This is a genomic window from Polaromonas sp. P1_F6, from assembly GCF_056405695.1.
This window is the reverse complement of the sequence record NZ_JBFUBQ010000003.1, coordinates 222,903-242,851: the sequence shown is the minus strand read 5'-3', so window position 1 is coordinate 242,851 and position 19,949 is coordinate 222,903. Positions and strand designations below refer to the sequence as shown.

General features: G+C 61.6%; 19 protein-coding genes. 14 read left to right on the top strand and 5 right to left on the bottom strand.

The genetic code is table 11. The features are described from left to right. Positions 1-103 precede the first annotated feature (103 nt). Positions 104-1,993 (bottom strand): molecular chaperone HtpG, encoded by a 1,890-nt coding sequence (gene htpG, locus AC1DY9_RS10800; protein ID WP_477666492.1) that lies wholly within the window; start codon positions 1,991-1,993, stop codon positions 104-106. Positions 1,994-2,267: 274 nt separating this feature from the next. Between htpG and AC1DY9_RS10795 the strand changes: the two genes are divergently transcribed. The 14 genes from AC1DY9_RS10795 to AC1DY9_RS10730 all read left to right on the top strand — a co-directional run bounded on the left by AC1DY9_RS10795 (position 2,268) and on the right by AC1DY9_RS10730 (position 16,194). After that, positions 2,268-2,735, top strand: coding sequence for a Csu type fimbrial protein (locus AC1DY9_RS10795; RefSeq protein ID WP_348044688.1), 468 nt, complete (start codon positions 2,268-2,270; stop codon positions 2,733-2,735). Between the two features lie 37 nt (positions 2,736-2,772). Then, complete coding sequence (locus AC1DY9_RS10790) at positions 2,773-3,327, top strand: hypothetical protein (RefSeq protein ID WP_477666491.1); 555 nt, start codon at positions 2,773-2,775, stop codon at positions 3,325-3,327. Between the two features lie 2 nt (positions 3,328-3,329). Beyond that, positions 3,330-4,061, top strand: a complete 732-nt coding sequence (locus tag AC1DY9_RS10785) for a fimbrial biogenesis chaperone (RefSeq protein ID WP_457281347.1) — start codon at positions 3,330-3,332, stop codon at positions 4,059-4,061. A gap of 17 nt (positions 4,062-4,078) precedes the next feature. After that, entirely contained in the window at positions 4,079-6,469 is a 2,391-nt protein-coding gene (locus AC1DY9_RS10780) for a fimbria/pilus outer membrane usher protein (RefSeq protein WP_457281348.1), read from the top strand. Then, positions 6,466-7,332, top strand: a complete 867-nt coding sequence (locus AC1DY9_RS10775; RefSeq protein ID WP_457281349.1) for a spore coat protein U domain-containing protein — start codon at positions 6,466-6,468, stop codon at positions 7,330-7,332. Before AC1DY9_RS10780 ends, AC1DY9_RS10775 begins: the two co-directional genes overlap by 4 nt. Positions 7,333-7,500: 168 nt before the next feature. Beyond that, on the top strand, positions 7,501-8,397 hold the full coding sequence (locus AC1DY9_RS10770; RefSeq protein ID WP_457281350.1) for a hypothetical protein: 897 nt from the start codon (positions 7,501-7,503) through the stop codon (positions 8,395-8,397). 312 nt (positions 8,398-8,709) lie between these two features. Continuing rightward, on the top strand, positions 8,710-9,084 hold the full coding sequence (locus tag AC1DY9_RS10765) for a Csu type fimbrial protein (protein WP_477666490.1): 375 nt from the start codon (positions 8,710-8,712) through the stop codon (positions 9,082-9,084). A gap of 837 nt (positions 9,085-9,921) precedes the next feature. Then, a complete protein-coding gene (locus AC1DY9_RS10760; RefSeq protein ID WP_457281352.1) occupies positions 9,922-10,557 on the top strand; it encodes a hypothetical protein in 636 nt (211 codons plus the stop codon). A 35-nt stretch (positions 10,558-10,592) separates the two neighbouring features. Further along, the gene (locus tag AC1DY9_RS10755) at positions 10,593-11,231 is read left to right on the top strand and encodes a hypothetical protein (RefSeq protein ID WP_457281353.1); all 639 of its coding nucleotides are present in this window, start codon (positions 10,593-10,595) and stop codon (positions 11,229-11,231) included. An 86-nt stretch (positions 11,232-11,317) separates the two neighbouring features. Next, on the top strand, positions 11,318-11,980 hold the full coding sequence (locus AC1DY9_RS10750; RefSeq protein WP_457281354.1) for a hypothetical protein: 663 nt from the start codon (positions 11,318-11,320) through the stop codon (positions 11,978-11,980). Further along, positions 11,977-12,468 (top strand): hypothetical protein, encoded by a 492-nt coding sequence (locus tag AC1DY9_RS10745; protein WP_457281355.1) that lies wholly within the window; start codon positions 11,977-11,979, stop codon positions 12,466-12,468. Before AC1DY9_RS10750 ends, AC1DY9_RS10745 begins: the two co-directional genes overlap by 4 nt. Further along, a complete protein-coding gene (locus tag AC1DY9_RS10740; RefSeq protein WP_457281356.1) occupies positions 12,465-13,292 on the top strand; it encodes a COG1470 family protein in 828 nt (275 codons plus the stop codon). Before AC1DY9_RS10745 ends, AC1DY9_RS10740 begins: the two co-directional genes overlap by 4 nt. Further along, on the top strand, positions 13,289-15,382 hold the full coding sequence (locus tag AC1DY9_RS10735; RefSeq protein ID WP_457281357.1) for an SdrD B-like domain-containing protein: 2,094 nt from the start codon (positions 13,289-13,291) through the stop codon (positions 15,380-15,382). The genes AC1DY9_RS10740 and AC1DY9_RS10735 overlap by 4 nt, the downstream gene beginning before the upstream one ends. Positions 15,383-15,696: 314 nt before the next feature. After that, positions 15,697-16,194 carry a hypothetical protein gene (locus AC1DY9_RS10730; RefSeq protein ID WP_457281358.1) on the top strand — a complete coding sequence of 166 codons (498 nt, stop codon included), beginning with the start codon at positions 15,697-15,699 and terminating at the stop codon, positions 16,192-16,194. 34 nt (positions 16,195-16,228) lie between these two features. Here AC1DY9_RS10730 and AC1DY9_RS10725 read toward each other — a convergent pair whose 3' ends face one another. The 4 genes from AC1DY9_RS10725 to kdpE all read right to left on the bottom strand — a co-directional run bounded on the left by AC1DY9_RS10725 (position 16,229) and on the right by kdpE (position 19,932). Further along, complete coding sequence (locus AC1DY9_RS10725) at positions 16,229-17,563, bottom strand: esterase/lipase family protein (protein WP_457281359.1); 1,335 nt, start codon at positions 17,561-17,563, stop codon at positions 16,229-16,231. A gap of 231 nt (positions 17,564-17,794) precedes the next feature. Further along, positions 17,795-18,172, bottom strand: coding sequence for a response regulator (locus tag AC1DY9_RS10720; RefSeq protein ID WP_457281360.1), 378 nt, complete (start codon positions 18,170-18,172; stop codon positions 17,795-17,797). Between the two features lie 110 nt (positions 18,173-18,282). Continuing rightward, complete coding sequence (locus AC1DY9_RS10715; protein WP_457281361.1) at positions 18,283-19,143, bottom strand: pseudouridine synthase; 861 nt, start codon at positions 19,141-19,143, stop codon at positions 18,283-18,285. An 84-nt stretch (positions 19,144-19,227) separates the two neighbouring features. Beyond that, the gene (gene kdpE, locus AC1DY9_RS10710; RefSeq protein ID WP_457281362.1) at positions 19,228-19,932 is read right to left on the bottom strand and encodes a two-component system response regulator KdpE; all 705 of its coding nucleotides are present in this window, start codon (positions 19,930-19,932) and stop codon (positions 19,228-19,230) included. Between the last annotated feature and the right edge of the window lie 17 nt (positions 19,933-19,949).

The following is a 19,949-nucleotide window of genomic DNA, read 5'->3' as shown; positions in this document are numbered from 1 at the left end:
TGCTCGCGCACACCCTTAAAGGGCCAGAGGCCGAATTGACTCACAAAAAGGCCTCTCTCCGCCTTTCTGGAGGCCCTGTATTCTCTCAGCCGGCGCGCGGTGCCTACACCAGCAACGCGTTCACCCGGCGCACGTACGCCGCCGGGTCTTCAGGCATGCCGCCTTCGGCCAGCAAGGCCTGGTCAAACAGGATGTGGGCCAGGTCGTCAAAATGCGCACCGTCCACGCCGGCCTCGAGTTTTTTGACCAGCGGGTGCTGGGCGTTGACTTCCAGGATGGGCTTGGACTCGGGCACGGCCTGGCCGGCCTGCTTGAGCATGCGGGCCAGCTGGGTCGACATGTCGCCGTCCTGCACCACAAGGCAGGCAGGTGAGTCGACGAGGCGCGAGGTGGCGCGCACGTCCTTGGCTTTGTCTTTCAATGCTTCTTTCAGCTTGTCGAGGATGGGCTTGAACTGTGTCTGCGCCTCTTCGGCGGCCTTCTTCTCGTCTTCGTCCTGCAGCTTGCCCAGGTCTACCGCGCCCTTGGCCACCGACTGCAGCGGCGTGCCGTCAAAGTCGTGCAGGTAATTGAGCGCCCACTCGTCCACGCGGTCGGCCATCAGCAGCACTTCGATGCCCTTCTTGCGGAAGATTTCGAGCTGGGGGCTGTTCCTGGCGGCGGCCAATGTGTCGGCGGTGATGTAGTAAATCGCGTCCTGGCCTTCCTTCATGCGGGCCTTGTAGTCGGCAAAACCCACGCTGACGGTATCCGTCGTTGAGCTGGCAAAGCGCAGCAGCCTGGCCAGTCGCTCGCGGTTGGCAAAGTCTTCGCCCAGGCCTTCCTTGAGCACGGCGCCGAACTCGCCATAAAAAGCCTTGAACTTGTCGGCGTCATTGGCGGCCAGGTCTTCGATCATGGACAGCACGCGCTTGGTGCAGCCTTCGCGGATTGCCTTGACGGCGCGGCTTTCCTGCAGCAATTCGCGCGAGACATTGAGCGGCAGGTCGGACGAGTCCACCACGCCCTTGACGAAGCGCAGGTAGGTCGGCATCAGCGCCTGGGCGTCGTCCATGATGAAGACGCGCTTGACGTAGAGCTTGACGCCCGCGGCCTTGTCGCGGTTGAACATGTCCATGGGCGCCTTGGCCGGGATGAACAGCAGCTGCGTGTATTCGGTGGCGCCTTCCACGCGGTTGTGCGTGGTGGCCAGCGGCGCTTCGCTGTCGTAGCTGATCTGCTTGTAGAACTCGTCGTACTGGTCTTGCGTGATGTCTTTTTTGGCGCGCGTCCACAGCGCCGCGGCCTGGTTGACGGTTTCCCATTCGCCGGTCACCACCATCTCGCCGGGCTGGTCGTTTTCGCCTTCCTTCCATGCTTCTTTCTGCATCAGGATGGGCAGCGAAATGTGGTCGGAGTATTTGTTGATGATGCCTTTGAGTTTCCAGGCGTTCAGGTAGTCGAGCGACTCTTCTTTCAGGTGCAGGATGATGCTGCTTCCGCGCTCGGCGCGGTCGAGCTCGCTGACTTCAAACTCGCCAGTGCCGTCGCTGCTCCAACGCACACCCTGGTTTGCCGGAAGGCCGGCGCGGCGGCTTTCCACTGCGATGCGGTCGGCCACGATAAAGCCCGAATAAAACCCGACGCCGAACTGGCCGATCAGCTGCGCGTCGTTCTTCTGGTCGCCCGAGAGTTTGGCCATGAAGTCGCGCGTGCCGCTCTTGGCAATCGTGCCGAGGTTGTCGATGGCTTCCTGCTGCGACAGGCCGATGCCGTTGTCGGTGATGGTCAACGTACCGGCCGCCTTGTCAAAGCTCACTTTCACCTTGAGCTCGGGATCACTTTCATACAGCGACGCATCGTTCAACGCTTCGAAGCGCAGCTTGTCGCAGGCATCCGACGCGTTGGAAACCAGCTCGCGCAAGAAGATGTCCGGGTTCGAGTACAGGGAGTGCGTGACCAGCTTGAGCAGCTGCGCGACTTCGGCTTGAAAAGACAGGGTTTGTTTCTGCATGGTTTGAGGCATGGTTGTTTCAGGTTTGTTACTGATTCACTGGATCCGGAAAGAAAAAGCCGTTTCAGACGGCAGTATTTACGCTTGTTACTTGTAAGTCTTTTGACTCTATTTATGAATAAATCCAATAATTTCAACGGTTTGACGTGACAAATTCCCCACTAGAGTGCGCTGTTACAGATACAAATCACCCGATTTCAGAAATATCTAGTTACAGTCCATTCACCTTCACATTTCCCTTGTTTGTTATTCGTTTTTTAACTGGAGAACAGTCATGAAAAAGCTCATTTTAGTAATCGCCCTCGGCCTTGCCGCTATCGCCACCCTGCCTGCTTACGCTGCCACGGCTGCCGGCACCTTCAACGTGGTGATCAACCTGACCTCGAAGTGCGAGATCAACTCCACCAACGCCGCCACCGGCGCGGTCATCAACAACGTGGTGTTCAACTACACCTCGTTCCAGACCACGGCGGCCACCTCCACCGGCGGCGGTTTCAATGTTCGTTGCACCAACTCCCTGCCTTACACCCTGGCACTGAGCAACTCCGGCGTGACCGATGATGCCGTCAACCTGGCTTATACCCTGGCACTGAGCGCTGCTGCGGGCACCGGCAACGGCACCGACCAGGCCTTCACGGTCAACGGCACCATGGCCGCCGGCCAGGCTGGTACCTGCGCCACGGCGACTTGCACCAATACCGCCGCGACCAACAAGACCAAGACCCTGACGATCACCTACTGATCGCCCCCCGGGCTTGATGTCAGCCACGTCGACAGTCATGATCCGCAAGGCCGCCTTCGGTGTTCTCCTGATGCTTGCCGCTGCTGCCTGCTTTGCGGGCGCGGCGGCGGGGCAGTTGTCGGTCCAGATCACGCTGAACGTCCCGGGAAACACCACCGGCAATGGCAACGCCTGTACCAGCGCCACCGGCTCTGGCGGCAGCGGCGCCTCGGTACAGGTGACCTGCAATTCGAATGTCTTTGTCAATATCTCGCAAGTCCGCAGCCTAGGGGATGCCCGCTTCATGCCCGGTTACCGGCCCACGCGGGACTCCCTGCTGCCCGACTACTGCCGCAATGAGTTGTCCCGCAACGACCCTGGCGCCCGCTATACCTGCCGGCTTCAAGACCAGCGCCAGGTGGCCACGGCCGATGAAGAATCGGATGACGGCTGGGAAATCGAAAGCCGGCGTTACGCCCTTGACACAGATGCCGCAGCGGTTGAAAAACAGGCCCGTTTGCGGCTTCAGGATGACCGCGGTACCGTGACGGCACTGCACCTCGCCCATGCCGGTAACCTCTCTAAATCGGTTGAGATGCTGGTATCCTTCTGAGGATGAACGTCTCACAGCGCCGAAGCAAGCTTGTTACCTACGCCTTCCTGCTAAGCCTGCTGGGGCCTTGGGCGGCTGCTACGGCAGGCGTTTTTTCCGTGACACCGGTGCGGCTCTACATGACCCCGCGCGATCGCGCCATCGCCGTCACACTGTCCAACGAAGCCGATACCGAAGTCGTGCTGCAGGCTGACATCAACACCTGGACCCAGAAACCCGACGGTACTGACGAACTCGTCCTGACCGAAGATCTGATCCTGGCCCCTCCCATCATCAAGCTGGCACCCAAGGCCCGGCAAGTGGTACGCCTTGCCCTGCTGAAACCCGCAGATGCAAGCCGGCAGCTGACCTATCGCATGATCATTCGCGAAGTTCCTGAAGCTGTACCCGCAACTGGCATTCAGGTTCCCATCGCGCTGGCCTTGAGCATGCCCGTGTTCATCACGCCCCCTGTGGCCAAACGCCAGGTTAGTTGCACTAACCAGCTGGCGGACGCCAAAACCCTCAACCTGCAATGCAGCAATACCGGTACGGCTTACGCCCAGATACGGGAAGCGACCGTTACGCGCAGCACACAAGTCCTGGCCCGGTTTGAGGGTGGCAGTTACATCCTGCCCGGTGCCCGTAAAACGGTCGGGCTTAAGGCAGAGCAGGCCCTTACAAAAGGGGACGCCCAACTGGTGGTGACCTTTGATGACGGACAAAGCCTGACGACCAGCATCACGCTGCCTTGATTTGGTACCCGATTTCAATGAGGCGCTGGTGGACTTTACGAAAACACCCCGTAGCGATTGGCATTGCAGGCCTTTGTTACGGCCTGCTGGCACACGCCCAGACACCCGCCTCCTCTAATGCGCCGCCAGCGGCCCGGTCATCCAGCGACCGGCTCCTTCCGCTGGAAGTCTTCATCAACAGCACCAAGGGCGGCGTCTGGACCCTGCTTGAGCGCAACGGCATCCTGTATGCGCCGGAAGATGCCTTTGAAGAGTGGCGGCTGAACCATCGGCCCAGCGCGCAGGACGTTGATTTCCAGGGCCAAAAGTGGTTTCCGCTGTCTGCTATTCCGGGATTCGAAGCGCGGCTGAATTTTGCCGACCAGTCAGTGGATCTGGTGTTTTCGCCGGCCGCCTTCAACGCCGTGCGCCTGACGCAGGAATCGGCCATGCGCCCTCCGCTGTCACCGTCGATTCCCGCCGCATTTGCCAACTATGACCTGAACTACATCACCACCCGCAACCGCGTCGGCGGCAACACCATGGACTCGAAAGACCTGGGTGCCCTGACTGAATTCGGCGTGTCGGGCGAGATGGGGCTGTTGACAAGCAGCTACGTGGGTCGCAACCTCATCAGCCAGGACCCGACGCTCAAGGCCTCATGGCGTCGGCTTGAAACCACCTACACCCGGAATTTCCTGGACAGCAACAGCTCCCTGCGACTGGGTGACAGCAGCACGCGCACCGGCATTTCGGGACGCCAGGTGTATTTCGGCGGGATCCAGTTCAGCAAAAACTTCTCGCTGCAACCAGGCTTCGTCACCCAGCCCATTCCCACGGTGACCGGCCTGTCGGCGGCGCCCAGCACCGTTGAGCTCTATGTCAACGACGCACTGCGGCAAACTTCCAAGGTCCCATCCGGCCCCTTCAGCATCGACAACTTTCCCGCGTTGACCGGCGCCGGGGAAGCCCGCGTGGTGGTGCGCGACATCCTGGGCCGGGAGACCGTCATTACCCAGTCTTTTTTCAGCAATGCCAACCTGCTGGAAGAAAACCTCAGCGACTGGAGCTTTGAGCTGGGGGCCGTACGCCGCGACCTCGGGCTCGAGAATGCCGACTATGGGGATCGTTTCGTTTCAGGCCTCTGGCGCCAGGGCCTGAGCAAAAGCCTCACGGTCGAGGCCAACGGCGAATGGTCGAAGTCTCTGATGCGTGCCGGCGCCGGCGCCAGCTATGAGCTGCCTTTCCAGATGCTGGGACAGACGGCGTTTTCGGCCAGCCGCAGTGACGCGGCGGGCCAGGGCACCAACTGGATGGTCGGGGTCGAGCGCAGCGGACTGCGGCACGGCGTGTCACTCAGCGCGGAAGGCGCATCGCGCGGCTACCGGCAAATCGGTATCGATACGCCATCGCCCCGCCTGCAAACCACCGCCAGTTACAGCTACAGCAGCGACAACTTCGGCGCCTTCAACGTGAGTTACGCTGGCTTTGACAACTACGACCTCGGAAAGCTCAACACTCTCAGTGTGAATTACACCCTGCGCCTCGGTCAACGCGCAGCCCTGACTTTGAGCGCCACCCGCCTCAGCGGCATCAGCTCGGGGACTTCAGTGGGCGCCACCCTGATCGTGCCGCTTGAAAATCGGGTCACCATCGCCGCAGGTGTCACTACCCGCAGTGGAAGCACCGAAGGATATGTAAACGCCAGCCGAGCAGTGAGTGCCGAAACCGGCTGGGGCTGGCGAACGGCGCTGGGCTCCCGTGCGGACGGCCGCTATGCGGAAGGCGGCGCTTATTACCAGGGCACCAAAGGCCTGTTTTCGGCTGACGTCAGCAATGGAGAGAGCCAGCAAAACCTGCGCCTGGGCCTGATCGGGGGCATGGTGGCGGCCGAAGGCCAAGTCTTTGCCACGCGCCGCGTACAGGAAAGCTTTGCCATTGTCGAGGTGCCAGGTTATGCCAACGTGGGCGTGGGCTTCCAGGGCAGTACCCTGACCCGAACCAATTCAGACGGCGTCGCGCTGCTGCCGCGCCTGCTACCGTTCCAGCGCAACAGCGTACGCCTGGATCCGAGCGAGCTGCCGATCAGCGCCGAACTCGACTCCATCGAGCTCGAAGCCGTGCCGGCGCTTCGGGGGGCGGTCAAGATCGCGTTTCCCGTCCGCTCAGGACGGGGCGCCTTGATTCGTATTGAGCTGGACGATGGCGAGCCGGCGCCCTCGGGTGCAGAGGTTGAGCTGATCGGCGACAAGAAAGAGTTTTTTACCGCTCGCCGCGGCGAGGCCTTTGTCACCGGGCTGCAGGCCCAGAACCGCCTGCGCCTGAAATGGAACGGGGCTACCTGCACATTTGCGGTGGAGTTGCCGCCCGGCAACCTTGAGGATATCGCCCGGGTAGGCCCGGTACGCTGCAGTGGTGTCAAACGATGATTGACACCAAACCCTGGCGCCTCGCCGCTGCGGCCTGCCTGTCCCTGCTGGGCGCGGCACCGGCCTGGGCCGCGCTGATCTGCAACGCCACGGCGACGCCTGTGCAGACGGTGTACTTTGAGAACGACCCGAATCCCACAGACGGCGCGTGGACCGTGACGATCAACTGCACGCGCGGCCCCACAGATCCAGCCAGCTCAGACTACACCTTGCAGGCCGATAACGGCTTCAACCCCACCGGGAACACCAACCAGGCGGTCAACGGCAACGGCCAGACCAACCGCATCGCTTACGAGCTTTACAGGACGGCACCAGGCAACGGCGCATGGGGCGGAACCACGGCCACTGACTTCGCCGGAACGGTCAACTTCGGCGGCGCCCTGACGGCCAGTGCCACCCATGTCTTCTACAGCCGCATAGCGGCCGGGCTTAACAAGAGCGCCAAACTCTTCACCGACACCGTGACCATGCGTCTGCGCTATGACAACGGCCCCGGCAACGTGGATGTCTTCCCCACATTCCCCGTGAGCATCAACAACCAGTCCGTCTGTCTGCTCAGCACGCCGCCGGGCAACATCCAGTTCAACTACGCCTCCTTTCAGCTCGCCGCGGCCGCAGCCAGCACGGCATATGCCGTGCGCTGCACCATCGGCGAAACCTACACCATGGCGCTGGACGCGACGGCGGGAAACCTGCTCGCGCTCAATTACACCCTGGCTTTGAGCAATCCCGCAGGTCAGACTGGCACGGGTTTTCCGCAGAATTTCGCGATCAACGGAACCATCCCAGGCGGCCAATCCGGCACCTGTGCAACGGGCGCGTGCACCAGCACGCAGATGCGGACCCTGACCATTACTTACTGACATCCATCTTGTTTTCCGCCGGCGTGATTTTTGTCACGATTTTTCGACACCAGTACCCACGGGAACGACGCAATACGGCACCATGCACAGTACTGCTACAAAACGTTACCATCAGCAGTTAGAAGTCGTCCCGCCAGCGAAGGCCCGGGCGATTAACGGAGCCCATCGATGATTGTCTCTTACGCATTGCGCATTGCCCTGGCAGCCCTGCTGTGCACCTGCGCGCTGCAAGCTAAAGCAGCCATTACCTGCACACTCGCAGCCACGTCTGTAGACCTCAATTACACCAACGGGGCCGCCGCCGCCAATGCCAGCGGCACCATCACCGTGAACTGCACCCGGCTGTCGACGGACGCCAACAGCACCACTTATTGGGTCAGCATTGATTACGGCAGCCGCACGGGCCTCTCCCGCCGGGTTTTCCGTCACGGCGGCGGCACCATCAATGCCGACCGGCTCGATGTCAATATCTACAAGAATGCGACCACGACCGACTGGGTCAATACCGGCACCGGGCGGGTGAATGGGACCTTGAATTTTGGCGCTGCGCTAAGCGCCAGCACCACCCTGACCTACAACTTCCGCGTGGTGGCCGGACAAACCGGAAACACGGCAGGCATTTATGACGAAACCTTTATCACGACCCTTCAGCTAGCCACTGCCGGCCCCGTCGTTGCCACCACGACCTTTACACCCACCGTGAGCATCATCGCCCAATGCTTTGTGGGGCAGGTGGCTGCAGGCAATACGGCCCCGGGCGCCATTTCTCCGTCCACACTGACGCTGAACTACATCTCTTTTGCGCCCACCCCCCAGACCAGTACCATGAACTTCACGGTCGACTGCACTCGCGGCACCAGTTATGCCCTGGCGCTATCGCCGGCAGCGGGCACATTGCTGGGTCTCAACTACACGTTGGCACTCAGCAGTGCAAGCGCAACGGGCGATGGCCGGGCTCAGCCCTATACGGTGACAGGCACCATTGCAGCCGGCCAGGCGGGCACCTGTTCCACAGCCACCTGCACTGCCACCCAGACCGGGGTTACGGTCACCGTCACCTATTAACACTAACGGCCAGCGCGCATCCCTGGCGCGCTATTAGCAAGCGCCTGCCGCCGGGCGCTTTGCTGTTTTTATGCCCAATAAGGGCAGCATTCCACAGCCCTGTCGCGCCCCAATTGAGGCTGACACCCCTCATACTGAAGAAAACCCCAATAAAATTGGGATTTCATCAATTAAATGAATAAATCAAATTAAAAAATCAATTTGTGTGAAATGTCACTAATTAACAGTTATGAGGTGACTTTTACCAATTGATTCAAATTAATAAATTCGATAGCATGACTGCAACAACTGATAGTTTTAAGGAGTTGCACCATGAAAACCATCAAATTTGCTTTTATCGCCGTCCTGGCCGCCCAGTCCCTGCTCGGGATTCACAGTGCAGCCCAGGCGCAAACCAGTTCCGGCTCCTTCGGTGTGACCATCATGCTGCGCAGTTTCAGCGAAGCCGTCACGGCAGACCATCGCTGCACCCATCGCGGCCAGCCAGACGGCCAGGCTGGCACCTTGCGCATCAGTTGCCCGGCGACCGTGGATATTCAGGCCATTGCTGCCGCATCGACCAATAGAAGCGGTCAGACACAACGCATGAACACCATGTCTGATTCCGGCGCAGGTAGCCGCCTGGCTGTGGTGGCGGGCAAACCCATGAATTCCCGCGACCCGGTTGAATTGACCATTTCCTGGTAGCGGCAGGCGACGCACCGCCCCATCTTCGCTCCGCGCCTCGCGAATCCGGCCTTCAAGCTGCTGTTGGCAATCAGCATGCGTGCGGCTACGCGCCTGACCGCCATCTCCGCAAAAGGAACGGCGATCTGCTGGCGCCTCTGGAATACACGTCCCCACAGCATCTACCGTGACGCCGACACTGAGCGTTGCAGTTCTGCCGATAACTCTTCGCACGCTACAGCCAACAGATCAGCGATCCAGCCTCTGCTGCTGTGTTGTCTGCGCGCCTGCGAATGCAGCACGCGATCCCAGCGGCGCACTCATCGCTTCCACGGACAAAGACCCTCACAAGCTTCGCGCGCCAGACCTTCTCGTTAGGGGCGCAGGCAACCTGCTCAAACCAAGCTCCCTTCTCTCGTGATCGCTTGAATGCCCGCTTCGAGCTGGCGCTTCAAGCAGCGCGTTCTACGGGCTCATCGACCAATGCCACCGCTCATCGCTCACACAAGAGCAGAGCGCCACCCCTCAAGCAACCGTACTGCTTCGCGAAAAGCAGAGAAAAACATCCGCCGAGCAGGCGACGGTAATTTGTTTCTGACTCGTTACAGTAATTTGGGAAATATCTCACAGTTAGCGACCATCGGCTTTCGTTACATCTCTCTCAGCAGGCTTCTTTCTTGTCGCCATTTCGCATAAATCCATTGTTTTCAATGACTTAAGCGTGACGTATTTACCATTTGTCGCCCGCGTTACGAATGTAAAGCCACCTTTTTTCGAAACGCCTAGTTACAGTCCATTCACGTTCAAAAAAAGCCTGAACACCCGATTCACCTCATCACCATGATCTGGAGAAACTTAATGAAGAAAATTGTTTTAGTAAGCGCCTTGAGCCTCGCTGGCTTGTTGGCCGTACCGGCCCACGCAGAGTCCACATTCACCACGCCCGCAGTAACTGGTTCAACAGCCACTGCGCGCCTGGACTTTTCAATCGTCATCCCGCAGGTCCTGTTCCTGCGCGTCGGCACCAGCAGCGGCAACACGGCTACCGATGGCACCATCAACAGTATTTCCTTTACTGTGCCCGGCGCCAATGTGGGCGACAGCACCGTGATCGCCGGTGTCGGCGGCGACCTGACCGCAGGTGCCGTGACAGTGCGTGTTTATGGCAACGGTGGCAACATCAACCTGAACTCAAACACCACCGGTCCGCTCACAAACGCCACCGGCCAAACAATTCCGTGGAGCCAGATCAGTGTGGCCAGCGCCGCACTGGCAGCCACCACACCCGGCTTTACCAACGCCGCCATTACCCATCCCACGTTCAACGCGACCGGTGGAGCTGGCACGTTGACCAGTTTGACCGCCACCAACAGGCTGGTTCGCGTCGAAGGCAAGTGGACTTACACCTACCTCAACGCCACCCTTCCCGCAGCCGGCACCTATGGCACTTCCACCAACGGTGGTCGTGTTACCTATACCGCCACGCAGATGTAACTTAACCCTTAACCATTTATCCCTTAGGAACCATCATGAAAAAACTCCTTCTTGTCAGCACCCTGGGCTTGACTGGCCTGTTCAGCGCTACCGCCCATGCGGAATCCACATACGTCCCAGCCGCGGTGACCGGCTCCACAGCCAACGCGCGCGTGGACATGTCGATCGTGATTCCGCAAGTGCTGTTCCTGCGCGTCGGCACCAGCAGTGGCAACACGGCTACCGATGGCACCATCAACAGTATTTCCTTTACTGTGCCCGGCGCCAATGTGGGCGACAGCACCGTGATCGCCGGTGTCGGCGGCGACCTGACCGCAGGTGCCGTGACAGTGCGTGTTTATGGCAACGGTGGCAACATCAACCTCAATTCAAACACCACCGGCCAGTTGACGACCGGTGTCGCCGCCGAAGCAATCCCCTGGAGCCAGATCAGTGTGGCCAGCGCCGCACTGGCAGCCACCACACCCGGCTTTACCAACGCCGCCATTACCCATCCCACGTTCAACGCGACCGGTGGAGCTGGCACGTTGACCAGTTTGACCGCCACCAACAGGCTGGTTCGCGTCGAAGGCAAGTGGACTTACACCTACCTGAACTCCACGCTGCCTGCGGCTGGTACCTACGGCACATCTGCCAATGGTGGCCGCGTCACTTACACCGCCACCCAGATGTAAGCAGCGCCACATGAGCGCTTGAATGGAGGCCCCGTCTGACGGGGCTTTTTTTGTTAATGCTTGTCAGTTAGCGTAAAGTGACACTTATGCGCGCACCATCAAAGCTCCTCCTGCCCACTCGCAGCAGTGTGTTGCCAATGCTGCGCATCGTCACATTGTCAGGCAGCGCGTTGGCATGCGTGGGCGCCCAGGCCTTTGTCGTCACCATCACAGCAGGCACCAAGTCATTGTTTTTGCAGGTAGGCGCCGGAACCATGACCGGCGGCAATTTCAGTACAGGGGGCACGCCCGGCAACAATTCCACCATCAATCGCGTTTCGGTCACCATTCCAGCGGCCAACATCGGAGCCGGCACCAGCGCCATGACAACCGACAGCACCGTTACGGCCAGCCCTTATGACAGCTTTGCCTTTTGCACGGTGCCCGCGCAGGTTTACGTCGGCGGCTTTTACCGCACACCAGGCACCGGCGCCAACGCCACACTCACCGCCACCGCACCGGCCTCTCTGGTCAATGCCACGGGCGACACCATTCCGTTCAATACGATCTCCTGGGTTTCCGGCGGCGCATCAGACCCAACCGCCACCATCCCCAGCGGAACGTTTGTAGGCGGTGCATCACAAACGCTGCTCAGCGTTACACGCAACACCTGGTTTGAAAGCTGCCTGCAGTTCAACTACGCCAATACCCAACTGGTGGGTTCGGGCACCTTTACCGGCCGCGTCAGCTACACCCTGACCTCCCCATGATGATGAAAAGACCGGTCAGCCTGTCACACCTCATCGGATTTGCCGCCCTCCTGCTGCTTGCCAACGTGCTGACTGCGCAACACGCAGCCGCCACCACGACCCGCGTGGATGACACCGGCACCGTCGCGACCCAGAGCGTCGTCCCCATGCGCTGGCGGCAACTGGTTCCCGGCCGCGGTGCCGACAACTCCGTGGAGGCCAGCCTGCGGGTCGCCCTGCGCCTGAACCTCTCTCGCTGGCTGAACCAGCCGGTCAGGCTTTACATGGGACTTGCCCCAGTCGCGGGCGAGCCCATCTTTGTCACCTGGCGAACCCAGGGGCGTTTGCTGCCTGGCTCACTGCGCTCCGGCGGGCGCACCCTGATCTTCGACGGTGTCGTCAGTGCAGCTTCCCTGGAAGAAACCGTTGAGCTGCTTCTCAGAACAGATGGGCGCGCGCTGACGTCTTCCCAGGCCCTGCAGTTTTATTTCGAGGTAGATACGCCATGACCCGTCTCCAATTGCCTGCCATGCCGCGGTATGCCGCTGGCTTTCTTGGCTTGGCCTTTGCCCTGATTGCACCTGTCGCGACGGCAAGCGAATTTGCATTGGCAGTGTCGCCTCCCCGGTTTGAGCTTGAAGTCAAACCAGGCGAGCGAATCCGCCAGGTCATGGAAATAACCAATGCCTCCTCAATTGCCAACACGTTCAGCATCAAGACAGCGGACTGGCGGTTTGGCATGGACAACTCCGTCACTTTCACTGAGGAGTTGGGGCCCGGCAGCTGCCGCCCATGGGTGTCCATCGAGCGGCGCGAACTCACCGTCGCGGGTGGGCGCCCTTACCGGTTTCGTTTTGAGGTCAACGTGCCGCCCGACGCAAAGCCCGGTGAATGCCGTTTTGCCATCATGCTGGAAGGCCAGGAACAGGTCACCCGCATGGAGTCGGGCCCGCCCATTCCTTTTTCCGCCCGTCTCGGCGTGGTGGTCTACGTTGCCATCGGCGGCGCCACACCAGAGCTGAGCGTCGCCGGCTCGGGCGTCCAGACCGTGAATGGCAAGCCCACACCGGTCCTGCAGATCCGCAACAGCGGCACCGCCCACGGCCGTATCACCGGTTTTCTGAACGGCACCGATGCGTCCAACACCTCATTGGAATTCTCACCTGCCAACACCCCCATACTTCCCGGCGAAACGCGCACGATTTCGCTGAGTGCCACAAGGCCGGGAGACCAGGACACCGCCGCGCAAATCCGCTATCCCGTCACGGTGCGCGGCAAGCTCGAGTGGGGCAAAGGCCAAACACAAAGTATTGAGCAGCGCTTCGCCCCATGAAGCGACGGGCGCACACGCCGATCATCCCTTCTTCCTTCCCACCGAAGTGGTGGCGCATCGGCCTCGTGGGGCTTGGCGCCGGATTTGCAACGGCTACGGCCCTGGCGCAGGCAACCGCCACACCCGCTACCGATCAGCCTTATGTAGACCGTGTCATGGAGGGCGTGCCGGATCCTGACGGCGCCCTGCAGCTGAAGTCCAGCGAATACAACGAAGCCGGCTGGCCGCGCAGCTGGCGTGTTGATTACTCCCTGTTCAAACAAAGCGGCGGCGGCGACACAACCTCCCGCGCGTTGGGCATAGGCGGCTTCGTGGACACACCGAACCACGGCGCACTCTCGGTCAATGCCAACCTGGTCCAGCAGCAATCGAATGCGCCGGGCAACCAGGCCCAAAACAGCGGCAGCACCTGGCGCATTGACCAGCGCGCCCTGCCGCTGGACGACGGCTGGTTTGCCAACCACAACGCGGGTGACATCAATACCGTCAGCACCCGGCTGGCCCGCGGTACCGGGAGGGTATCGGTGCCGGCTACGCCCATCCGGGGTATTGGTGGGCAGTGGTACCTGAACGACGCCGTAGACCTGAACGCAGCCGCGGGACGTACCGGCCTCTTTAGCGGGCTGGATGCCGCCGGGTTCCAGACCTCCGGCGGCAGCATCGGGTCTGCCGGTGCGCAATTTCGCCTGCCCACCGGGGATGCACTGGGGGCGGGAAGCCGCACTGACGCCGCATTCCAGCTGATCGACGGCAAAAACATTTCGGACGGCGCGGGCTTCGGCAACGCACTGAACACCCGCGCTTACTTTGCTGCTGCGTCCTGGGAAGGCGCAGCGCCGTGGGGCCCGGGCCTGGCTACCGGCTATGGGTCGCCCAGTGAGCGCATCGGCGGCTTGCGCATGCAGGCCAACGTGGTACGCAGTGACAGCACGCAGGGCGGCGTCGCAACCGGCCTCTGGCTGGATGCCGCATGGCGAACCGAACGCTGGCGCAACACGGCCGGTGTTTTCCGCTTTGAACCCAATTTGCGCTGGGGCACAACAGTTCTCGCCAGCGACCTGCAAGGCGTCTACTGGCAGGCCGACACCTCTACCCGGCAGTGGCAAGCCGGGTATGCGGTCGAGCTGAGCGACAGCGTGAGCCGTGCCGGCGCAGGCAGCGGTGCGTCGGGACGCAGTGCTTTTATCAACGTCAACGGCCGCTATCTGCTCGATTCGCGCAACTCGGTGGGCGCGGCGCTGAGCTTTCGCACCATCACCAGCCCCGGCCAGTCGGCGCAGCTGTCCTGGAGTCGCGCCAGCGACTGGGGCCAAACCCAATGGCGCGCCGACCTGGCCAACGCATCCGGCGTCCGGACGACCCGGCTCGGGGTAGACCAAAGCTGGCCGGTTGTCTTGCCGGCCACCTTCGGTACGTCGCTGGCATGGGAGCGGATGAGCGGCAATGTGAGTCCCACTACCGGGCTGATCTGGGGCATTCTCGGCACCCTGTCGCCGTGGTCGCAATGGTCGCTGGATGGGTCGGTGCGAGGTGCGCGCCGCAGCGACGGAGGCGAGTCGGTCAATGCAAACGTCGGCGTGAGCTGGCAGCCTTATGGCGGCTGGACGCTTTCCCTCCGGTATACCGAGTCACGTGGCCAGGAGCCGCTTCCGGCACTGGTGGTCTCGGCCCTGACGGCAGCAACGCAGCAGGCCATTGCAACCACCCAGACCAACCGCAGCATCCAGCTGCTGCTGCGCTACGAGGACCGGGCCGGCACCTCCACAGCACCGCTAGGCGGCCTGCCCGGAACCGGCTCCGGCGGGCTCACAGGCACGGTGTTTTTCGACGCAGACAGCAATGGCCGCAGGGAAGCGTCTGAAGGCGGCGTGCCTGGCGTCACCGTCATCCTCGACCGGCGCTATGTGACACGAACCGACAGCCAGGGCCGCTACGAGTTTCCCTACGTGGCAGCCGGAGAGCATTTGATCGAAGTTTCTCCAGACAACGTCCCGCTGCCCTGGAGCCCGGTTCTTCGCGATCCTGCGAAGACCGTCATTCTGGTACGCCAAACCAATTCACTCGACTTCGCCGTGCAGCGCGAACGCTGAAAACACCGCCTCCACTCCACGGAGAGCCCGTGTGAGCTGAGATAGCTGCGTCAAGACTCAGAACGTCTGAGCTCGGGGCCGCGGCAGCCCTCGGAAAACTCAAAAATTGACAAATCGATGGGTTCGCCTGGCAGGAATTTGATGAAACAATCAAAATCAAACTGAAATTTGCTGAAAAACCGAATAAACCGGTAAATAAGTCACACATTTGCTGGCATTAATGTCTTGCATCACTTTTATCAATTTAGTTACTATTGAGGCGTACTTAATCACTTCACAGGCTCAGCTCCGTGTCCTCCTGCAGCACCTACCCAATGTCTTTCAGCCGCCTCATGGCGCTGTCGGCGCTGCTGGTGGCCATGTTCTGCATACCGCAGAGTTCACGAGCTGGCGAGATGCTGAGTGTTGACAAACCCCAAGCCAGCACAAAGCTGGATTTCGCCATCGTCATTCCAGCTGTGCTTCGTATCCTGGAAAACAGCCACCCGGCAGCCCTGCTTTCTGCCGACACCACGGGATCCCTCATTTCCGCCACACAGCGCATGGTGTTGGTATCGACCCTGGGCAAGGGCTTCTGCATGGACTTGCAGCTTAATCAGCAGCAGGTAGCGGGCTGGCAGCTGAACGTCAGCGGCAGCACGGGCACCCGCGTTGAGGCTGCCGATGGCGGCTACCGGGTCTGCGCACTGCGTCCCGGCCGTTTTGAACTGGCACTGCAACACGCCTTCAGCCTGAAGGAACGCAAACCCGGCGCAGACGCCTCGGCCTCCAACTTCAGCTGGCCCGTCAGTGTGAGCCTGGTCACCCCCTGACCAGATTGCGTAAAACCCCCGGCCGCCAGGAAGGCTAGCGGCCCAACCATTGCACCAGCTGGCGCGTCACCTCGGGGCGGCCCAGCAATTCCATGTGGTTCATGCCCTGCGCCACCCACTGGTTTTCCGGCGCAAACGCCAGCGTGCGGGCCGCCTCTTCATGCAGGCCCAGGGCGCTTTCCAGCGACACCAGCCCATCGCCCACCATCTTGCGCGCCAGTGCCTCCCTGACCGGGACCAGGGGGCCGCGGCCGGCTGACAGCGTGGTGGCGGCGACCGCATAACAATCCACGCCCGCGGGCAGGGGCACGACCTCCCGCACGTCGGGGCCACGCTCAAAACGCCCCGCCTGCCGCCAATCGGCTTCCAGCACGTTGCCGTGGCGCAAGTCAGTGATGCCGGCACTGCGCACCTGGCCGATCCTGGCGAAGGGCCGCGTCACCAGGTTGCTGCCCAGTACGCCGTCGACCCAGCTGCCCAGACGCTCCAGCGGCGCGCCGTGATGGGGTGTTCCCAAAAACACCATGGCCTTGAGCTGCTGCAGCCAGCTGTGGCCCGCCTGGGCTGCGTGGTGACAGGCGCTGCGCGCCACCAGGCCGCCCATGCTGTGCACCAGCAGCGTCACGTCCTGCACCGGCTGCGGCCAGGCCTTGACCAGCTGCTGCAACAGGCCGGCCAATTGCTCGCCATTGGCCGAGGTATGCAGCCCCGTGTTGTAGTGCAGGTATACCAGTGTGTAACCGAGGTCACGCGCCAGCTGGCCGCCATGGCCCTGCGGCAGCGCGCTGTTGCCGCACCACTGCAGGTCATTCATGCACAGCCCGTGAACCATCACCAGAATCTTTCCCGTCGCGCGCGGCAGCCGCGCAGCCAGCGCCTCTGGGTCCAGCACCAGCGGCTGGCCTTCATGGCGCAAGCTCATGTGGATAGCCAACGGGTTGCCCGTGTCCAGCAGCAGGTCTCCCAGGACGCCGTTCAGGGCCGAAAGCATGGCCTCGCGCTGCGGCGAAGAAGCCTGCGCGCCGGCCAGCGGCACTGCGCGCGACAACACCGCATTGGCCGCCCCACCAGCCAGCCGCGTGACGCCCCTGATGCTGCCGTAGACCCAGCCCGTGATGCCGGAAGGCTTGACACCGCTGCTTCCCGGCGCACTGTCGACAAACCTTGAACCCAGCAGGCCAAACGGTGCGGCAACGGCTTTGTACACATTGCCCTGCACGGTTTCTGCCAGGCCCGTGACGCCCAGGGTGGCCTGCGTGGCAAGCTGGGCCAGCCCCTGGATGTCGGAAACATGTAGCCAGGTCGGCAACCTGAAAGACCCGGGTTTGGGGATGGTGGCCGTGGCGTCAGGCCGTTCTGGTGTGCTCATGGCGCGATTGTGGCGCTATGGGAGCCCATGCGCCAGCGGGTCGTTCCACCGCAGCAGTTTTATAAGGAAAAAATGGCGTTAAGCCAAGCAGGACCAGCGCAATCAGCTATTAATTTAATAGCAGAAGAACTACGGTGTTGGTGGCTAAGACGAGCCACCAGACCGCAAGATGCCACCTTTCAGCGCGCCGTTCCAGGGGGAATGCCAAGAGTACGCGCCCTTGATCCCCACCTAGTGCAAGGTCGTTTGCTCCTGGCAATAGTCAAACAGGCCCTCGAGCTCACTGGACTTGTCGAACACCGCATCAGCCCCGAGTTCGGCGGCGCGCCTGCGGATTTCATCCGTCGCGTAGTTGCTCAGGACGACCACCTTCTGGTAGGGCTCACGGTTGCGGCAGCCTGCGAGCACGCCCAGCCCGCTGCCTTCCTTCAGGAAAAGGTCCACGATGGCCAGATGCCACTCACCGTTGTGCAGCTTCAGCCAGCGGGTGGCCTCGGTCTGGGTGGCGCCGTGGCCCGTTACCTGGACAGCGGCAATCTCCTTGAGCGCCTCTATCAGGTTCTCAAGAACGATCTCGTTGTCTTCAACCAGGTAAGTAATAAGTGCCATACAACCCACTTTAGGCTTTGGCCTACGGGAAACTGCCATCCGTTGACGCGCATCCGGGTAGGACAGAGGGACGCACGGCCCACAGGACGGGCAGAGCCTGACAGGGCAGACTAGAAGTGCTCGTGCGGTGCCAGGTAGCGCCATTGGCCGACCGGCAGGTGGCCCAGGTTGACATTGCCGATGCGCACGCGCTTCAGGCCGGTGACAAAGAGGCCCACCTGCTCGCACATGCGGCGAATCTGGCGCTTTTTGCCTTCCTTGAGCACAAAACGCAGCTGCTCCGGGTTTTGCCATGACACCTGCGCGGGCTTGAGTGCCTGCCCGTCCAGGCTCAGGCCGTGATTCAGCAGCGCCAGTTTTTCGCGCGGGAACAAAGCCTGCACGTTGGCCGTTTCGTCCCCTTTTTCAGTTCTGTAGCTAACGCGCACCAAATACTCTTTTTCGATCTCCGAGTCTTCACCGATGAGCTGGCGCGCCACCCGGCCGTCCTGCGTCAGCACCAGCAACCCGATGGAGTCGATGTCCAGCCGCCCGGCCGGCGCCAGGCCACGCAACTGCTCATGGCCCCAGCGCATGCGGCTGTTGCATTCACGCCAGCGGTTTTGCGGCTGCACCAGCACCACGGCCGGTTCATGCCCGTCTTCGGCCTGGCCGCTGACATAACCGACCGGCTTGTTGATCAGGATGGTGACCTGCTGGCGCTGCTGCTGCTCGGCCTGGCGGTCGATCTCGATACGTGCGTCCACGGCCACCGGCTGCCCCATGACGGCCGGTGCACCGTTCACACGCACCCAACCGCGGGCGATCCAGTCATCAGCTTCACGGCGAGAGCAAAGGCCCAGCTCGGCCATGCGCTTGTTCAGCCGCACGGTGGGGGCCGGTGCGCCTAGTGCAGTCGCTGCCGGCGCGGCTTTCTGGATTCGTACGGCGGCGCCGACAGGCCTCGGGCCGGGTTTGAGAGGTTCAGTCATTTGCTATCTATTTTATAGCTGCTCGCGCAGGTTATTCGTGGGCTACAGGCGTATTTGGCACTTAAATGCCACCGGGTACGGCTCTCAGGCCACCCAAAGGCGATAACCCACAGCCGTTTCCGTGAGCAGGTGTTTGGGCTGCGCCGGATCGGCCTCGAGTTTTTGCCGCAGGTGGCCCATGTAGATGCGCAGGTAGTGATTTTGCCCGGCATGGGCGGGGCCCCACACTTCGCGCAACAGCTGGCGGTGTGTCAGCACCCGCCCGGCGTTGGTCATCAACACGGTGAGCAGGCGGTATTCGATCGGCGTGAGGTGCACCTCCACGCCGCCGCGGCGCACGAGCCGCGCCTGGCGGTCCACCACCACATCGCCAAAGGTAAAAAGCGGCTCGTCAGGCGTTCCGTCAGCGCTGGCAGCGCGCGGGCGGCGCAGGTTGGCGCGCACACGGGCCAGCAGTTCGCCCACGCCGAAGGGTTTGGTCAGGTAGTCGTCGGCGCCGGCGTCCAGCGCGGCGATCTTGTCGGCCTCGTCCGCGCGCGCCGACAGCACCACAATCGGCACGGCCGACCAGCCGCGCACGTCGCGAATCACCTCCAGCCCGTCGCCGTCGGGCAAGCCAAGGTCCAACACCAGCAGGTCGGGCTTGCGCGTGCCGGCCTCGGTCAACCCGCGCTTGCCGGTGTCCGCCTCGAACACCTGCCAGCCTTCGGCCTCCAGCGCCGCGCGCACAAAGCGGCGTATCTGCGGCTCGTCTTCAATCACAACGGCAACGGGTGTGGGGTGGGACATGGGTAAAGAGGAAGAAG

Coding starts and splice junctions, on each gene's coding strand:
- htpG (WP_477666492.1), bottom strand. CDS start 1,993: ATGCAGAAACAAACCCTGTCTTTTCAAGCCGAAGTCGCGCAGCTGCTC.
- AC1DY9_RS10795 (WP_348044688.1), top strand. CDS start 2,268: ATGAAAAAGCTCATTTTAGTAATCGCCCTCGGCCTTGCCGCTATCGCC.
- AC1DY9_RS10790 (WP_477666491.1), top strand. CDS start 2,773: ATGATCCGCAAGGCCGCCTTCGGTGTTCTCCTGATGCTTGCCGCTGCT.
- AC1DY9_RS10785 (WP_457281347.1), top strand. CDS start 3,330: ATGAACGTCTCACAGCGCCGAAGCAAGCTTGTTACCTACGCCTTCCTG.
- AC1DY9_RS10780 (WP_457281348.1), top strand. CDS start 4,079: ATGAGGCGCTGGTGGACTTTACGAAAACACCCCGTAGCGATTGGCATT.
- AC1DY9_RS10775 (WP_457281349.1), top strand. CDS start 6,466: ATGATTGACACCAAACCCTGGCGCCTCGCCGCTGCGGCCTGCCTGTCC.
- AC1DY9_RS10770 (WP_457281350.1), top strand. CDS start 7,501: ATGATTGTCTCTTACGCATTGCGCATTGCCCTGGCAGCCCTGCTGTGC.
- AC1DY9_RS10765 (WP_477666490.1), top strand. CDS start 8,710: ATGAAAACCATCAAATTTGCTTTTATCGCCGTCCTGGCCGCCCAGTCC.
- AC1DY9_RS10760 (WP_457281352.1), top strand. CDS start 9,922: ATGAAGAAAATTGTTTTAGTAAGCGCCTTGAGCCTCGCTGGCTTGTTG.
- AC1DY9_RS10755 (WP_457281353.1), top strand. CDS start 10,593: ATGAAAAAACTCCTTCTTGTCAGCACCCTGGGCTTGACTGGCCTGTTC.
- AC1DY9_RS10750 (WP_457281354.1), top strand. CDS start 11,318: ATGCGCGCACCATCAAAGCTCCTCCTGCCCACTCGCAGCAGTGTGTTG.
- AC1DY9_RS10745 (WP_457281355.1), top strand. CDS start 11,977: ATGATGATGAAAAGACCGGTCAGCCTGTCACACCTCATCGGATTTGCC.
- AC1DY9_RS10740 (WP_457281356.1), top strand. CDS start 12,465: ATGACCCGTCTCCAATTGCCTGCCATGCCGCGGTATGCCGCTGGCTTT.
- AC1DY9_RS10735 (WP_457281357.1), top strand. CDS start 13,289: ATGAAGCGACGGGCGCACACGCCGATCATCCCTTCTTCCTTCCCACCG.
- AC1DY9_RS10730 (WP_457281358.1), top strand. CDS start 15,697: ATGTCTTTCAGCCGCCTCATGGCGCTGTCGGCGCTGCTGGTGGCCATG.
- AC1DY9_RS10725 (WP_457281359.1), bottom strand. CDS start 17,563: ATGAGCACACCAGAACGGCCTGACGCCACGGCCACCATCCCCAAACCC.
- AC1DY9_RS10720 (WP_457281360.1), bottom strand. CDS start 18,172: ATGGCACTTATTACTTACCTGGTTGAAGACAACGAGATCGTTCTTGAG.
- AC1DY9_RS10715 (WP_457281361.1), bottom strand. CDS start 19,143: ATGACTGAACCTCTCAAACCCGGCCCGAGGCCTGTCGGCGCCGCCGTA.
- kdpE (WP_457281362.1), bottom strand. CDS start 19,932: ATGTCCCACCCCACACCCGTTGCCGTTGTGATTGAAGACGAGCCGCAG.